The organism is Prevotella merdae (assembly GCF_900290275.1).
Lineage (GTDB): Bacteria > Bacteroidota > Bacteroidia > Bacteroidales > Bacteroidaceae > Prevotella > Prevotella merdae.
The window spans coordinates 1-16,760 of sequence record NZ_LT985327.1; the positions used below are offsets into that span (position 1 = coordinate 1).

At 45.8% G+C, this 16,760-nt stretch carries 14 protein-coding genes; 8 read left to right on the forward strand and 6 right to left on the reverse strand.

Going from position 1 to position 16,760, the window contains the following annotated elements; all coding sequences use genetic code 11:
* Window positions 1-170: 170 nt before the first annotated feature.
* From C9991_RS15440 to C9991_RS15450, 3 genes are all read right to left on the reverse strand, one after another.
* Window positions 171-1,445, reverse strand: coding sequence for an MFS transporter (locus tag C9991_RS15440; protein WP_106813386.1), 1,275 nt, complete (start codon window positions 1,443-1,445; stop codon window positions 171-173).
* Between the two features lie 184 nt (window positions 1,446-1,629).
* Complete coding sequence (locus C9991_RS15445; protein WP_106813387.1) at window positions 1,630-3,072, reverse strand: mannitol dehydrogenase family protein; 1,443 nt, start codon at window positions 3,070-3,072, stop codon at window positions 1,630-1,632.
* A 200-nt stretch (window positions 3,073-3,272) separates the two neighbouring features.
* Window positions 3,273-4,280 carry a LacI family DNA-binding transcriptional regulator gene (locus C9991_RS15450; protein WP_106813388.1) on the reverse strand — a complete coding sequence of 336 codons (1,008 nt, stop codon included), beginning with the start codon at window positions 4,278-4,280 and terminating at the stop codon, window positions 3,273-3,275.
* A gap of 337 nt (window positions 4,281-4,617) precedes the next feature.
* Here C9991_RS15450 and C9991_RS15455 point away from each other — a divergent pair, with 337 nt between their 5' ends.
* The 8 genes from C9991_RS15455 (at window position 4,618) to C9991_RS15490 (ending at window position 14,360) form a co-directional block, all read left to right on the forward strand.
* The gene (locus C9991_RS15455; RefSeq protein WP_106813389.1) at window positions 4,618-5,967 is read left to right on the forward strand and encodes an NAD(P)/FAD-dependent oxidoreductase; all 1,350 of its coding nucleotides are present in this window, start codon (window positions 4,618-4,620) and stop codon (window positions 5,965-5,967) included.
* A gap of 167 nt (window positions 5,968-6,134) precedes the next feature.
* Entirely contained in the window at window positions 6,135-8,216 is a 2,082-nt protein-coding gene (locus C9991_RS15460; RefSeq protein WP_106813390.1) for a M3 family metallopeptidase, read from the forward strand.
* 39 nt (window positions 8,217-8,255) lie between these two features.
* Complete coding sequence (locus C9991_RS15465; protein WP_106813391.1) at window positions 8,256-8,750, forward strand: dCMP deaminase family protein; 495 nt, start codon at window positions 8,256-8,258, stop codon at window positions 8,748-8,750.
* A complete protein-coding gene (locus C9991_RS15470) occupies window positions 8,731-10,392 on the forward strand; it encodes a S41 family peptidase (protein WP_106813392.1) in 1,662 nt (553 codons plus the stop codon). The genes C9991_RS15465 and C9991_RS15470 overlap by 20 nt, the downstream gene beginning before the upstream one ends.
* A gap of 52 nt (window positions 10,393-10,444) precedes the next feature.
* On the forward strand, window positions 10,445-11,020 hold the full coding sequence (locus C9991_RS15475; RefSeq protein ID WP_157949508.1) for a hypothetical protein: 576 nt from the start codon (window positions 10,445-10,447) through the stop codon (window positions 11,018-11,020).
* On the forward strand, window positions 10,974-11,723 hold the full coding sequence (locus tag C9991_RS15480; RefSeq protein ID WP_106813394.1) for a hypothetical protein: 750 nt from the start codon (window positions 10,974-10,976) through the stop codon (window positions 11,721-11,723). Before C9991_RS15475 ends, C9991_RS15480 begins: the two co-directional genes overlap by 47 nt.
* 23 nt (window positions 11,724-11,746) lie before the next feature.
* On the forward strand, window positions 11,747-13,792 hold the full coding sequence (locus C9991_RS15485; protein ID WP_106813395.1) for a S8 family serine peptidase: 2,046 nt from the start codon (window positions 11,747-11,749) through the stop codon (window positions 13,790-13,792).
* A 34-nt stretch (window positions 13,793-13,826) separates the two neighbouring features.
* Window positions 13,827-14,360, forward strand: coding sequence for a 5-formyltetrahydrofolate cyclo-ligase (locus tag C9991_RS15490; protein WP_106813396.1), 534 nt, complete (start codon window positions 13,827-13,829; stop codon window positions 14,358-14,360).
* Here C9991_RS15490 and C9991_RS15495 read toward each other — a convergent pair.
* The 3 genes from C9991_RS15495 to recF form a co-directional block, all read right to left on the reverse strand.
* A complete protein-coding gene (locus C9991_RS15495) occupies window positions 14,352-15,239 on the reverse strand; it encodes an Rpn family recombination-promoting nuclease/putative transposase (RefSeq protein WP_106813397.1) in 888 nt (295 codons plus the stop codon). The two genes, C9991_RS15490 and C9991_RS15495, sit on opposite strands and share 9 nt — an antisense overlap.
* A 95-nt stretch (window positions 15,240-15,334) precedes the next feature.
* The gene (locus tag C9991_RS15500) at window positions 15,335-15,625 is read right to left on the reverse strand and encodes a DciA family protein (RefSeq protein ID WP_106813398.1); all 291 of its coding nucleotides are present in this window, start codon (window positions 15,623-15,625) and stop codon (window positions 15,335-15,337) included.
* A 1-nt stretch (window position 15,626) separates the two neighbouring features.
* Complete coding sequence (recF, locus tag C9991_RS15505; RefSeq protein ID WP_106813399.1) at window positions 15,627-16,727, reverse strand: DNA replication/repair protein RecF; 1,101 nt, start codon at window positions 16,725-16,727, stop codon at window positions 15,627-15,629.
* Window positions 16,728-16,760: the final 33 nt, after the last annotated feature.

Consider the following 16,760-nt stretch of genomic DNA (forward strand, 5'->3'; position numbering starts at 1 on the left):
GTTTGTCTTGGGCTTCCTTCAGATTTCATCTCGCGATGAACACCCTTGCCTTTGACTATGCAATTCCCGCTATTAGGGCTTGCTCGGGACTTTCACCCGTTAGACAATGCTCATGCCGAGCGTACTAGATAAAAAGAGAGTGTGCCATACTTTTGACACACTCTCTTTTTTTATTTTCTATATCCCCTAAGTCCATACCACAACAGCACAAACTCGCATACAAGAGCTATTGTCCACGTGAATTGCCATGAGCCAATCCAGTCGGCCAACATTCCCTGAAGCACTGGGAATACAGCTCCACCGAACACTCCCATCATAAACACTCCAGAGGCACGCGAGGTATATTCTCCAAGTCCATCAACGGCAAGAGTGAACACACAACTCCACATAACAGAGTGGAAAAGACCTACAGCCGCCAAGAGCCAGAGGTTCTCGGTTAGCATAGCAGCAATCATGAGTGCAATTGCTCCAAGACTAACAGTTATGAGCATAGGACGCGGCTTAACGTTTTTCATTGACGCCGACACCATACGTCCAATAAGGAAACCTCCCCAATAGATTGTGGCAAGCAATGCTGGCGACAAAGATGCACCACCAGAAGCAAGTTCCATTGCGTGAAGGTTTATGTTGTTGCCGATGCTCACCTCCGTACCTACGTAGAAAAATATTGTTATAACTCCATATTTCAGATTGCGGAACGACCATACGCTTCTTGTGTTTACTGCAGAAGATGCAGAAGAGGTTGCATCTGACGATGAAGAGCGTATGCCCTCGATGTCGGGCAAGGCAAGTCGGCGCGTGGTCAATGTGGTGACTACAATACAGATAGTCATGAGTATAAAAGGCAGGGTGAGTTGCGATGCTGTGACGCTATCGAGAGGAACTCCTGCGAACATAATGCCTGTGACAAAGAGTGGGGCTATGGTTGTGCCAAACGAGTTGACGGCACATGTGAAATTCATCCTTTGCACCGCACTTGTACCTGGCAACGGATAGGCAGCGATATATGGATTGATGACCACCTGGAGCATGGCTGCAGCAGTTCCCATAAGGAACGAACCCATGAGAAACACGAAGTAGCCAAACGGCACGAAGTCGCCATTGACAACAACACCTGCATCGCCAGCATACTCAGCACAAAAAGCAGAGGCTGTATAAAACACCAAGCCTTCGACCATGACTATCAGCGAGCGTATCAACGTGCGCTTGTAGCCAATGAGATTGAGCATTCGTCCAGTGCGCGAACTGTTGAGCAGATAGCCAAGGAAGAAAGCGAAGGATATGAGTGTGGTCAATGAGTTGCGCATGGCTGTGGCTTCGGAGAGGAACGCTATCTTGAGCGGTCCTTGACACTGACCGTTGACTGTTGTAAGGAATCCTACAATAAAATATATAAATGTGAGCAGCAGGAATGGTCCTGCGGTCTTTAGGCTTAGGGTTTTCATATTGATGTTAGGGTTTTATTTAAGTTTAGAATTGATAGTTGAGAGTTGAAAGTTATGATTACCATAGTTGAGAGTTGAAAGTTATGATATGCTTCAACAATAAATGTTTAGCTTGGTAATCATAACTCTTAACTTTCAACTCTCAATTCTCAACTTGAATAAGCTCTCAATTCTCAACTGAAGATTATAGTATTTCTTCAAGAGTCTGCATTGCTCCCTTGGCCTTAATGCTCTCCACCATCTTCAGATAAGGCTGTGTGAAGTTGTTTGCCGCACGCAGGTCGGTACTACGGAATGGCGAGAGGGCAAGGAAATCAAGTGGCTCATCGCTTGCAATGAGCTTCAGGTCGTCGGCTGTGAGCCATGGGTCGGCCACCTCAAACTGCTCGCCATTATCGTCAGTATGATATTTAAGATAATGGCGATAGGCTGCAAAGAGATAAGCCACACGGATAAGCTCCTTGTCATCACGTATCATCTTCTCAAGATTAGGCATTACATACACTGGGAACTTAGAAGCACCGTCGAAACAAAGACGAGCCACCTGGTCGCTTACCGAACGGTTGCCGAAACGCTCGCATAGAGTCTGCTTGTATAGTTCAAGGTCTGTATCCTTGGGAGCTGGAACATACGGAGTGATGTCGATGTCCATAAACTGGCGCACAAACTTGGCAATGCGCTCATCGTGCATAGCAGCGTCCACCTTGCGGTAGCCATAGAGGAATGACGGATAAGAGAGCAATGTGTGAGAAGCGTTGAGAAGAGAGAGTTTCATGTTCTCAAATGCGGTCACATCATCTGTCATCTGTGCGCCTACATTCTCCCATGACGGGCGACCGGCAGCGAAGTTATCCTCAACAACCCACTGTATAAAGTCCTCGCAATAAACGGGAGCCTGGTCGTCTGTACCGTTCTCCTCATTAAGACGCTTGATATCCTCTGGGCGTGTGGCAGGAGTGATGCGGTCGACCATTGAGTTGGGGAAGGTCACATTCTCTTCCATCCATGCTGCCAACTCCTTGTCTTGAGCCTCTATGAACGACATGAAAGCGCGGCGTGCCGTATTGCCATTGTGCTGAAGATTGTCACAAGAGAGGATTGTGATAGGACCTGCATCCGATGCCACACGGCGGCGAAGTCCCTCAGCCACATAACCGAATGCTGTCTGCGGGTCGTGGGGATATTCAAGGTCGTGAGCCACCTGCGAATTGTCGAGCATAAACTCGCCCGTCTGACGTGAGATGTTATATCCACCCTCGGTGATGGTGAGAGTGATAATGCGGATGTCGGGGTCGGCAATCTTGTTGAATATAGAGTTCTTCTCCTCAACACCCCAATACAACTCAACAAGAGCACCAAGACGGTAAACCTCATTGTTGCCGTCGCGTCCGCATACTGTCAGGGTATACTCGCCATTCTGTGCCTTCAGAGCCTTATAGAGATGCTCGTCCCTATCCAATATCATAGCTCCGCAGATGCCCCAACCATGCTGGGTAGGGTCTTCAAGCAGATTGCTTGTCATGTATTCGAGGTGAGCACGATGGAAGTTGCCTACACCAAAATGAAGAATACCAGCCTTGACCGAGTTGCGGTCGAAAGAATACGATTTGATTACATTTGTTGCCATAATCTCTTTAAGTTATTAGTTATTATTATTTTAGTTATTAATTGTTCTTTTCGCTTGCAAAGATATATGGCAAAAAGATTATGGCAAAGAATAATTTTAAGGTAAGTTTTGGAAACGTTTGCGGTAACGTTCCCAAAATCTGCAAACGTTTTAAATAGTAAGTTGTTATTGTGGGAGGTAGGCTCACATAGTCTAACCTCCTACTCTCCTGTCGATGCCCGGAGCTTCATTTCCGTGCGTAACACTATCTTCCTGTTCTCGGATTCGGGGTTGTGCACCTTCTCAAGCACAAGCTCGGCTGCACGCTGTCCCATCTCCGTTAGTGGCGGTTCTACTGTAGTTAGTTGTGGAAAGACTATAGTAGAAAGCTCGGTCCCAGAGAATCCTGCCACAGCCACATCCTCTGGTATACGTCGTCCTATCTCACGCAGACGGTTCATGGCACCAATGGCAAGAGTGTCGGTAAAGGCATACACGGCATCAAACTCTATACCCTGTCTAACAAGACTGTCCACAGCTGCAGCTCCGTCGGCAAACGTCATACCGGTCTTAACAATAAGCCGAGGGTCGTATATTTGGAATTTCTCCATAGCCTCACAGTATCCACGACCACGCTCCACGGCATTATACACATCGTCAGGACCATAGAGATAGGCTATACGGCGGCGACCAAGACGTATCAAGTGTTCTGCCATGAAGTAAGAGTCGTTGTTATCATCCACCATTACCTGCGGCATGTCGTCCATGCCATGAGGTATACGGTCGTAGAAAACAATGGCTACACCCTCTTTGGCAAGACGGCGATAGGTATCGACATTATGCTTATAGCTGCAAATACTCACTATGAGTCCGTCGACCATGAACTCCTCCATCATCTGCAAGCTCTCTCGCTCACGATTGGGGTTCTCGTCCGACTCGGCTATCATCACCTTCTGATTTTTCTTGTAGAGTATGCTCTGTATGCCAGCCACCACCTGCGAGGCGTATGGCGTATGCATCTCGGGCACTATCACACCTATTGTATTTGTGCGTCCCATCTTAAGGTTCATTGCCACTGGATTGCGGCGATAGCCAAGACGCTCTGCCTCGCGCAGCACAGCCTCACGAGTTTCACGACGTATATTCTTGTCGTCGGTAAGTGCGCGCGACACTGTGGAAACAGATATGCACAGCGAACGTGCTATGTCTTTTATTGTTACATGTTTCATTGCCGGTAGAATAGTAGGTGTTTAATATTTTATTATATAATTTGCAAAAATACAAAAATCCATTGAATATAACTTGACATAAAGCATTAAATAGCCCACTAATGTTTGACGTAATAGATATTTCAAGAAAAAAGCGTAACTTTGCACCATCATAAAGGATAACCCCACTACACAATAGGATACCCCCGCAATATTTATTGCAAACGTTTGCGAATTTTGGAAACGTTACCGCAATCGTTTGCAAAAAGAAACACACAATAAAAATAAATGGTTTACTCAATAATGGCTAACTTAGCCGTCGGAAAGAGTAACTAAATAAACCTTTTTATATTATATTATGAGCATCAACATCCAGAGAAATCAGAAGAAAAGAGTAGTAATCGTTGGTGGCGGACTTGGCGGACTGCGCCTTGCCGAAGACCTATACGGCGTAGGCATGCAGGTAGTGCTTATCGACAAGAACAACTTTCACCAGTTTCCACCGCTTATCTATCAGATAGCGTCGGCAGGTATCGACCCAAGCAGCATTTCATTCCCCTTCCGTCAGATATTCCGCAAGCGCAAGGACTTCTATTTCCGTATGGCTGAAGCTCGTATGGTAGATACCGACAAAAAGATTCTACAAACTTCTATCGGAAAGATCGACTACGACTACCTTGTCTTGGCAGCCGGAGCTACAACCAACTTCTTTGGCAATAAGAACATAGAGGACTGGGCTATTCCTATGAAGACTGTGCCCGAAGCTATGGGTCTGCGCAATGCCTTGCTATCAAACTTAGAGCGTGCATTAACTTGTGCAACAGAGGAAGAACGCCAAGAGCTTCTAAACGTCGTAATAGTTGGTGGTGGCGCTACTGGTGTAGAGATTGCAGGAGCCTTGTCAGAGATGAAACGCTACGTCATTCCATACGACTATCCCGATATGGACTCGTCGTTGATGCACATTTATCTTATAGAGGCTGGCGACCGTCTGCTTGCCGGAATGTCGCAAGACTCGTCAAAGAAGGCTTACGACTTCCTCAAGAGTATGGGTGTGGACATCCAGTTCGGCAAGATGGTTACTGACTACCGCGACCATAAGGTCATTATGAAGGACGGCACAGAGATTCCTACACGTACATTCCTTTGGGTGTCTGGTATTAGAGCCAATGCTATGCCGGGCATCGACGAGAGTCATTTGGGCCGTGGTTTCCGATTTAAAGTAGATCAATATAACCGTATTCCAGGCTTGGAAGGAGTATTTGCCATTGGCGACCAGTGTCTGCAAACAACAGACAAGGCTTATCCTAATGGACATCCTCAGGTAGCTCAGGTAGCTATCCAGCAGGCTAAGAACCTTGCCAAGAACCTCAAAAAGATTAACGAGGGTCAGGCCGAAAGCTCACTCACTGCCTTCAAGTACAAAAACCTCGGCTCTATGGCCACCATCGGACGCAACAAGGCGGTGGTTGAAATAGGCAAGTTGCGCAGTCAGGGCTTCTTTGCATGGATATTGTGGCTTGTCGTTCACCTGCGCTCTATTCTCGGTGTTAAGAACAAGATGATGGTGCTGCTCAACTGGTTGTGGAAGTATGTTAGCTACAACGACTCTATACGTATGATTACATACGCCACAAAACCACGTGAGGTGGTGGAGCGTATGGAACGCGAGCAGACCACACACCTTGGCGAGGACTTGATGGAATAAAAATACAAAATAATATCAATAGGAGGGTATGGCACATTTGTCATACCCTTCATGCTATTCAACAAACTACACCTTATAATATAAGTTAAAAATAATCTGCAAGATACACATTTGTGATATTTTGCGTAATTTTGCAAATTGATATATCACACATTTTTATATTTAGTATGTTGGAAAATAGCACGAATACTCCAAAGAGAAAGAATCCGTTTTTTGAACCTTACAACACCCCACACGATACAGTACCATTCGAAAGAATACGCCTCGAAGACTATGAAGAGGCTTTTTTTGAGGGCATACGCCGCGACGATGAGGAAATAGACAAAATCGTAAACGACCCCGAGGAACCAACTTTCGAGAACACCATTGTGCGTGTTGACAACGAGAACGGCGAAAACTACTACGACTTGCTGTCAAGAGTGTCTACCGTGTTCTCGTGTATGATGAGCGCAGAAACGTGTGACGAACTCGACGCATTGGCGCAAAAGATGAGTCCGATACTCACCAAGCACGCCAACGACGTGAAACTAAACCGTCGACTGTTTGAGCGCATAAAGCATGTTTACGAGCATCATCGCCCGCTTACACCCGAGGAACAGATGCTGCTCGACAACGCCTATGATGGTTTTGTGCGCTCGGGAGCACTGCTCGATGAGGAAGGCAAGGAACGTCTGCGCAAACTGACCGAGGAGGCAAGCATGCTGTCGCTGCAGTTCTCACAAAACCTGCTTAAGGAGAACAAGGCATTCACGCTGAACATAACCGATGAGGCTCAGCTCGACGGACTGCCCGAAACAGCACGCGAGGCTGCTCAGCTCGCCGCAAAAGAAGCAGGAAAGGAAGGCTGGCTCTTCACTCTCGATTATCCCAGCTTTTCGCCATTCATGACATATTCCACACAGCGTGAGCTAAGAAAACAGCTCTATATGGCTCGCAACACAGAGGGCACACACGACAATGCTGAGAACAACCTTGAGATTTGCAAGCGGCTTGTCAACCTGCGCCGCGAGATAGCACAGCTGCTCGGATATGCCACATATGCCGACTATGTGTTGGTGCATCGCATGGCATCGAATGCCGACAATGTGTATAAGTTGCTCAACGACCTAATCGATGCCTACAAGCCCACCGCCATAGAGGAGGTGAAGGCTATAGAGCGCGAGGCAAAGCAGATTGAAGGCGACGACTTCCAGTTGGAGCCGTGGGACTTTGGCTACTACTCGCACAAGCTACAGATGCGCGAGTTTAATCTCGATGCCGAGATGCTACGCCCCTACTTCGAACTGTCGAAGGTTATCGACGGCGTGTTTGGATTGGCAAACAAACTTTATGGAATCTCGTTCAAGGAGTCGAAGGAAATACAGGTGTATCATCCTGACGTGAAGGCTTATGAGGTGTTCGACAAGGATGGATCTTATCTTGCTGTGTTCTATGCCGACTTCCACCCACGCAAGGGCAAGCAGGGTGGAGCGTGGATGACAGAATTCCAAGGACAGTGGATAGACCGCAAGGGCGTGAACGTGCGTCCGCATGTGAGCGTGGTGATGAATCTTACCAAGCCAACAGCCGAAAAACCAGCTCTGCTGACACTTGGCGAGGTGGAGACATTCCTCCATGAGTTTGGCCACTCATTGCACGGCATGTTTGCCAATACTCGATTCGAGAGTCTAAGTGGCACCAACGTGTGGTGGGACTTTGTTGAGTTGCCTTCGCAGTTTATGGAGAACTACTCGGTAGAGAAAGAGTTTCTGCGCACATTCGCCTTCCATTACCAGACAGGCGAGCCTATGCCGGACGAACTAATCGACCGCATTGTGCGTAGCCGCAACTTCATGGCTGCCTATGCTTGTCTGCGCCAGGTGAGCTTCGGATTGCTCGACATGGCATACTACACCAAGAAGGAAGAATTCAAGGACGACATCATCCCATTTGAGAAAAAGGCTTGGGAGAAGGCTATGATAATGAAGCAACTGCCAAACACTTGCATGACAACACAGTTCTCGCATATCATGGCGGGCGGATATGCCGCTGGCTACTACAGCTACAAGTGGGCTGAGGTGCTTGATGCCGACGCTTTCAGCGTGTTCAAGAAGAATGGCATCTTCGACCAAGCTACGGCACAAAGCTTCCGCGACAACATCCTATCAAAGGGTGGAACAGAGCACCCTATGACGCTGTATAAACGATTCCGTGGACAAGAGCCTACTATAGACGCATTGTTGGAACGCAACGGAATAAAAAGAAACTAAATATTCACTGCTATTATATAGCAATTATACTGATATACTATGCCAACAAAACATGACAATCCCATCACTACGGAGAAGGGCAAAGACGCAAAAGCATCCAAGCAATTGCACCTCGACCTACGCTACCTACGTATGGCTCGCATATGGGCAGAGAACAGCTACTGCCAACGCCGTAAGGTTGGCGCCTTAGTGGTTAAGGACAAGATGATAATCAGCGATGGCTACAATGGAACGCCAAGTGGCTTCGAGAACGTGTGCGAGGACGACAACAACCTCACCAAACCTTACGTTCTACACGCCGAAGCCAATGCCATAACAAAGCTCGCACGCAGTTCAAACAACAGCGATGGTGCTACATTATACGTAACGGCATCGCCGTGTATAGAGTGTGCCAAACTGATTATACAAGCTGGCATAAAACGCGTTATATATGGTGAGCAATACCGTCTGACTGATGGTATTGACTTGCTGAAGCGCGCCAATATCGAAGTTACATATCTAAATCCCGACGATTATGAATATAAACAAGTCTAACAGATTTATGCCTTTGCTCATGGCTCTGTGCGTAGTCGTGGGCATACTTATCGGCACTTTTTATGCCAACCATTTCTCGGGCAACCGACTTAATATTATCAATTCGGGCTCCAACCGCCTGTCAAACTTGCTGCATATTGTAGACGACCAATATGTTGACAAGGTGAACATAGACTCGTTGGTGGATATGGCTATACCCCAGATTCTGGCAGATCTTGACCCTCACTCTGTATATATTCCTGCCAAAGATGCACAAGCTGTAACAGACGATCTAAAGGGTTCGTTCTCGGGTGTAGGCATCGAATTCACAATACGCAAGGACACCATACACGTACAGAATGTTGTAAAGAATGGACCAGCTCAGCGTGCGGGAATACTCGCTGGTGACAAAATTGTTAGTGTAGACGGAAAAACATTTGTAGGCAAAGTAGTAACACAGGACGAGGCTATGCGCCGACTTAAAGGTCCGAAAGATACTAAGGTTAAGATTGGCGTTGTGCGTTACGGACAGAAGGCTGTGAAATACTTCACCGTGACACGTGGCGATATTCCACAGCGCAGCATAACAGCCACTTATATGCTCGACAAATCTACAGGATACATAAAGATTAAGAACTTTGGCGAGACTACATATCCAGAGCTACTCATCGCACTTGCGCAACTGTCGCAGGAAAGATTCTCCAACCTTGTTATCGACCTACGCGACAATGGTGGCGGATATATGAACTCTGCCGTGCAAATGGCAAACGAGTTCTTGCCTAAGAACAAGCTCATTGTGTATATGCAAGGACGCAAGTCGCCACGTCAAGACTTCCGCTCTGATGGACATGGCTCTTATCAGAAGATTCCACTCATTGTACTCATTAATGAGGCCTCGGCTTCGGCTTCTGAGATATTTGCAGGTGCAATGCAAGACAACGACCGTGCCACTATCATTGGACGACGTTCGTTTGGCAAAGGATTGGTTCAGCAACAGATAGGATTCCCCGACGGCTCAATGATTCGACTTACCATTGCACGCTACTATACTCCATCTGGTCGCTGCATACAAAAGCCGTTTAAGCCTGGCGACAACCAGGACTACGACAACGACTTGCTTACACGCTACCAGCATGGCGAGTTCTTCTCGCAGGACAGCATCAAGCACACTGGTCCGGCTTACCATACAAGTATTGGACGTATTATATATGGTGGCGGTGGTATTACACCTGATATCTTCGTGGCAGAAGACACTCTGAGCATGACATCTTACTACAAGCAGGCTGCCATGTCGGGACTTATCCTACAGTATGCCTTCAACTACACCGACAACAACCGTCAGAAACTCAATACCTACAGCAGTATGATGGAAATGTCTAAGTATCTTGTAAGCCAGAACACCGTAGAGCAATTTGCTGCCTTTGCCGACAAGAACGGACTGAAGCGCCGTAACCTTATGATACGCAAGTCGCACAAACTGCTTGAGCGTTTCATCAACTCGCGCATCATATACAATATGCTTGACGAACAGGCTTGGACAGAATACATCAACCAAGACGATCCAACAATAGCTACAGCCCTGAGAGTGTTCGAAAAGAACGAGGCTTTCCCGAAGAAACCGGGAGCCAAGGCAAATACCCAAACCAAGAAAAGAAAGAAATAAACCTCTTATATCAAGAGGTAATAGTTTATTTAATCACAAAAAACAAAACGTTATGAAACAATTCAATCACAAGTCAACCCTTTTGGCTATTGCAATGTGTGCAATGTGTACAAACATGAACGCCCAGGCGTGGGACGGAACATCAGCCGAATGTACCAAAGGAGACGGTAGCAAAGATAATCCGTACCTTATCGAGAATCCTCAAAACCTTGCTTGGCTCGCAGAGCAGGTGAATGGCGGCAATACATTCGAGGGAAAGAACTTCAAGCTTGCAGCCGACCTGGATATGGGTGGCAAAGAGCATACATTCCCAATGATTGGCAAATTCGATAAATATACAGATGCTTCAGGTACTCCCATAGACAATTCAAAATACTTTAAAGGTACATTTGATGGAGCAAAACACATCATCGACAATCTTAATATATCTTATATAGAAGAAGGTGGTAGTGTTATGGAAGAAATTGGCGGCACAGGTCTATTTGCATCTATAACAAATGGTACAGAAATTCGTAATATTATCATTGGCAGTAATTCTACTGTAAAGGGGGGGTGCTGTATCAGGTGTGCTTGTTGGTTATATGGGCGGTGGTATTGTAGAATATTGCGAGAACCGCGGAAAACTTGATGCTAATACCTTCTCTGGAGGTTTTGTCGGCGAAATGGAGGGTGGCATTGTAAGATTCTGCTCTAATAGAGGCTATATTCATGCTGCTACAGAGATGAGTGGTATCATAGGCCAAGGAGCAAACAATGGCATTGTTAATTACTGCTATAACACTGGACATGCAGAGTGTATTGGCTTTGGTGGTGCAGGCATTGCAGGAGCATTGTACGATTCATTCAGCGTAAGTAATAGCTATAGTATTGGTAAAACAGAAGGTCAAGAAAACAAATGGATGGGTATACCACAGGCTATTGTATCATCTACAGATACCAAATGTACCATAAAGAACTGTTACTATGTTAAAGAATTTACTGGTGTTGACGATGAAAATGCAACTGCTGTTACTGCAGACGAGATGAAACAAGCCGACTTCCTAACAAAGATAAACGCTGGTGAAGATGCTTTCGTTGCTGACACAAAGAACATCAACAACGGCTTCCCAATTCTAAAATGGCAGGCAACCGAAGCTACCGGTATCAAGCACATCAACAACTTTGCAAGTACAGCTATCAACCTCGACGGCAATACTGTTGTATGCGACCAGCCTGTTAAGGTATACACTCTTGAGGGCGTACTCGTGGCAAGCGGACATGACGTAACTCTTGACAAGGGTACATACGTTATCAAGGCTGACGGTGCCATGAAGAAGGTTGTCATTAAGTAACACTATCTAAAACGACGGACGCAATGAAACAACATATCATTTCGTTGCTGCTTCTGTCGGGTGTCGGCATAAATATCTGTGCGCAAAACACAATTACTTATCCAAGCAAGCTGTCAGCGGGAACGCTGACAGCTATGCTTCGCGCCCAAAAAGCCGATACTCCGAACAAGCTGAACGCTTTTATAAAATTGTATAATGATGCCGACCGCACAACTGTAGCCACCGAATATGGTGTTAAGTTTAATGTGGGCGGCAATGGTCTATACACGGCAATTATCAACCCTAACACTATTGAGGCTTTAAGCAACGACGCTCGAGTTGAACGCCTTGATATAGGCAACAATGCAACAACAACACTCGACCGCGTACGCCCACTTGTTAATGCCGACAAGACAGGCACAGAGAACGGATTGCCGACACTCTTCGATGGCAAAGGCGTAATAATTGGTGTGGTTGACAACGGTTTCGACTTTACCCATCCTATGTTTAAGGATGCCGACGGCAATTGCCGTATCATTACAGCATGGGACCAGAACGTTACTGGTGGATTCAACGACTATGGTTACGGCGTAATATACAACACTACGGAAAAGATACTTGCAGCACGCCACGACAATAGCTATGACACTCATGGAACACACGTGCTCGGCATAGCTGGAGGTAGCTCAAGTAGTGCCTACAAAGGTATTGCTACTGGTGCCCAACTGGCTGTAGTATCTACCAACAAATCAGAACAGGGCATTATAGATGGTGTAGACTACCTTATTAAATATGCCGAAAGCCAAGGCAAACCTATAGCCATAAATGTGAGCCTCGGCACAGTGTTGGGATATAAAGACGGAACAAGCAATTTTGCACAACTTCTTGATCAATTGCTTTCAGGCAAGAAGGGCGTGCTTCTGAGCATTGCCACTGGCAATGAAGGTCATCGCAATACGATGATTGCATCAAACAATAATTGCTCGTCTACTCTTGTACCGCCAAGCTACGGCAGAGAGAATATCTTTATGCAAGGCGAGACTGGACACAGCTACAAACTAAAGCTTACGCTTAAGAATACAGCTACTGGCGATGTTCTGCTTGAGAAGATTCTTACATCAGACAATGAGACGTCTGAAAAGATTACAGATTTTGGAACAGACGATCGAGCCAACGCTCTTCTTACAATGTCGTCGCTAAAGAACGCTATCACAGAGGCCCCGACTTTCAATATTAATCTTTCTTATCTAACGGCTACCAATGAGCAGTGGCAGATAGAGTTTACTACAGATGGTGGCAAGTATATGGCTGCATGCGATTATGGTTCGTTTGCCGCAGGAGGTAACGAGGGTTTTGTAGACGGCTCGTCGGCTTCTACACTTGCATCTACATCCACAGGAAAGAATCCTATTGCCGTTGGCGCATACGTATCACGTAAGGATTATACCGACATATCAGGCAAAATCCACAACAACCCATGGACTGAGGGCGACATATACGTACGCTCAGGCAAAGGTCCTACATTTGACGGACGTATCAAGCCCGATGTTGTTGCTCCTGGCGCTGCAGTAATATCATCACTCAATTCGTTTGCAGCTATGTATTCGGTACCTTCTACAGACAAGGTATATAGCGAAACCACCAATGACCGTACTTATTACTGGGGTGTGGGCAGCGGAACATCAATGGCTACTCCAGCCGTAACCGGAACAATGGCTCTATGGCTACAAGCCAATAGCACGCTGACACTTGAACAGGCAAAGCAAATTATTGGCAATAGCGCTATTAGCGACACTTATGCCAAGGATCTGCCAAACTCTGTATTCGGATATGGTAAGATTGACGCACTTGCCGGACTTAAACTCATCATTACCGAGACTGGCATAAACAACACAAAATATGCCACTACCGCATACGACATACAGAACGGCATGCTTATCATGGATGGCAAACATCACGTGACTGTCTACTCTACCGACGGAACAAAACTCTTTGATACTTCTGCCAACACGGTTGACCTCAATCAGCTTGCTACTGGTTTCTACATAGTGAAGTTCGGAAACAATGCCATTAAGTACTGCCGTAAGTAGCAACCTCAACCAATCATCACCATATAATAACTCTATGGACAAACAAAGCCTAAGAAAGGAGATTAAAAACAAGAAACGACAATTCACAAGCCAGGAGCTATGCGAGTTGTCGTTTCCTGTTGTTATGCGACTGTTGTCGCATCCACGTATTAAAACGGCTAATACCGTTATGCTTTATTATTCGTTGCCCGACGAAGTAGACACGCACACGCTTGTCGATTCGCTCCTTATGAGCGGCAAACACATCCTTCTGCCTCGTGTTACGGGCGAAGGTACAATGGAACTGCGACGTTATACTGGTCCGTCCGACCTTGCTCAAGGTGCATACAACATAATGGAACCAACAGGCGAAGTGTTTGACAACTATACCGACATCGACCTTGCTGTTATTCCAGGTGTTGCATTCGATAAAGACGGCAACCGCATGGGACGCGGCAAAGGCTACTACGACCGCTTGCTGCCTAAACTTGCCAATACCTACAAGATTGGCATCTGCCTCCCCTTCCAATTGGTAGAGAAGATTCCTACCGACGAACACGACGTCAGAATGGACGAAGTTTTATTTTAATTGCTCTACAACTTCAATAGAAAGACCTGTCATATCTGATATATCATTCAACGACATGCCTCTTTCTATCATCTTCTTTGCAATTTCAATATTGCGCTGTTCGATTCCCTCGGTTATGCCCTCGGCTCTACCCTCAGCTCTACCCTCGGCAAAACTATCCTTCTTGGCAGTGTTAATAGCATTCACTATATCACGATATGCATTAACACTGTCTTCATATTGCATCAGTTCCTGCGGATTGAACTTTGATATCTCTGCCTGTTCAAACAAGCGGGTGAAGACACGCTCCTGAAGTGCGGCAGGACGATTCATAAGAACCGAAAGGTTTTTAAGCACATACATCCACTTGTCATACATTGTAACCAACTCATCCTCTGTTTTATTGAACTTTGGTATTTCAACATAGAAGTATGTTAGTTTATCATAGAAGATTTTCTTTGTATCAACCTCCATCAATTTAACTTCGTGATGCCAATGTTTAGCCTCATCCAAGCCTTCGGCAAAATTGAAGTTCAACAAGCCAATGGTGTAAACAGCCTCAAGCTTGAAGTCCCAATTTCTACCACGTTGAGCTTGTTCACGTATAGGGAAAGTGGAATAGAAGATGGTTCTATCCTTGAAAAACTCCTGATACACATTCTGCATCTCAACGATGAACTTCTCTCCTTTTTGGTTCTCACAATATACATCAAATATTGCCCGCCTTGCATCCGAACGATCACCGAGTTGTTCTGAGTTGAGATAAGTAACATCCTTAACGTCCTGTTTTCCAAGGAACATAGCGTTAAGAAAACTAATAAGCAATTCCTTATTAAACTCCGAACCAAATAGTCTTTTAAAGCCGAAGTCGGTATGTGGATTTAAGTATCTCTCTTCCATAATATGCTGTATTTGAATCTATAGTTGCAAATATACTAAATATTCCCCAAAGGTTAGTTGCCTTTGGGGAATATTTTTTGTTACACAAACAATGCCTAATACACTTTGACATCGGTTATAACCTGACTTCCTACAGCCTGGTTTATGCGCTGCACAATGCGCGTGCGCATCATGGAGAGGTCCTGACGCAAAGCCGGATTGGTGATTTTCACATACAAGGTTTGGTTCTTGATAAACTTCTCGCCAGTATATCTTGTTATCATTGCGCCCATTATATTGTCCCATGCGTCAATGGCACGTTTTTGCAATAAAGGCGTTTCAAGCCCCTCACGGCGCAAGTACATATTCAGCAAGTCGCTGATTGATTTCACTTCACGTCTAAACATATTATTTCTCTTTAATCTCTCCCTCCTCCACTTCAAACAGCTTATAGTCGTAGCTTACACTACGCAGTATCTGGTCGAGATGGTCGCGGTTGGTATCGGTAATGAATATTTGTCCGAATCCATCACCCGACACAAGCTTAACAATCTGCTCCACACGATGAGCGTCAAGCTTGTCGAAGATGTCGTCGAGCAATAATAAAGGTGTTGTCTGAGATGCTGTGCGACGAAGGAAATCGAATTGTGCAAGCTTCAAGGCAAGCACAAAAGTCTTGTTCTGACCTTGCGAACCCTCACGTCGCATCTGATATCCACCAAGCATCATCTCAAGATCATCGCGATGTACGCCATGAAGCGAATAGCCCACAGCACGATCCTTATACCTGTCGCGTTGTATTACGTCTATCAAGGCACCACGCTGTGCATGCGATATATACTTAAGCGACACCTCCTCATGTCCATCCGCCACATGATTGTATATATTCTGAAACACTGGGATAAGTTTTTCAACAAAATCCTGTCGTGCATTGAAGATACGCTCACCGTGCCGAGCCATCTCCTGTTCCCATATATCCAATAGAGCAGCATCAGGCTCCTGTTCCATCTTCAACAGAGCATTGCGCTGCTGCAAAGCCTTGTTATATCTGTTAAGAGCCTCAATATACCCATTGTCATACTGCGATATAACAACATCCATTAGTCGGCGACGCTCCTCGCTGCCACCTGATATCAAGGTTTGGTCGGAAGGCGATACAAAGATAAGCGGAATAAGTCCGATATGCTGCGACAAGCGCTTATACTCCTTCTTGTCTCGCTTAAAGTGCTTTTTAGTGCCGCGCTTCATTCCACAATAGATGTCGATAGGGTCGGATGCCTCATTCTCATAGAATCCTTCCACTACAAAGAAGTCTTGGTCGTGCATTATAACCTGTGAATCTACAGGATTGAAGGCGCTACGGCAAAACGACAAGTAGTAGACAGCATCCAGAAAGTTGGTTTTACCCTCGCCGTTATGACCTATAAAACAGTTGAGATTTGGCGAAAGCTCAAGCGAAGCCTCACGTATATTCTTGAAATTTAGTATGGATATTTTCTTCAGTATCATAGTTCTGTCAACTTATCAGTCTGCAAAGTTACC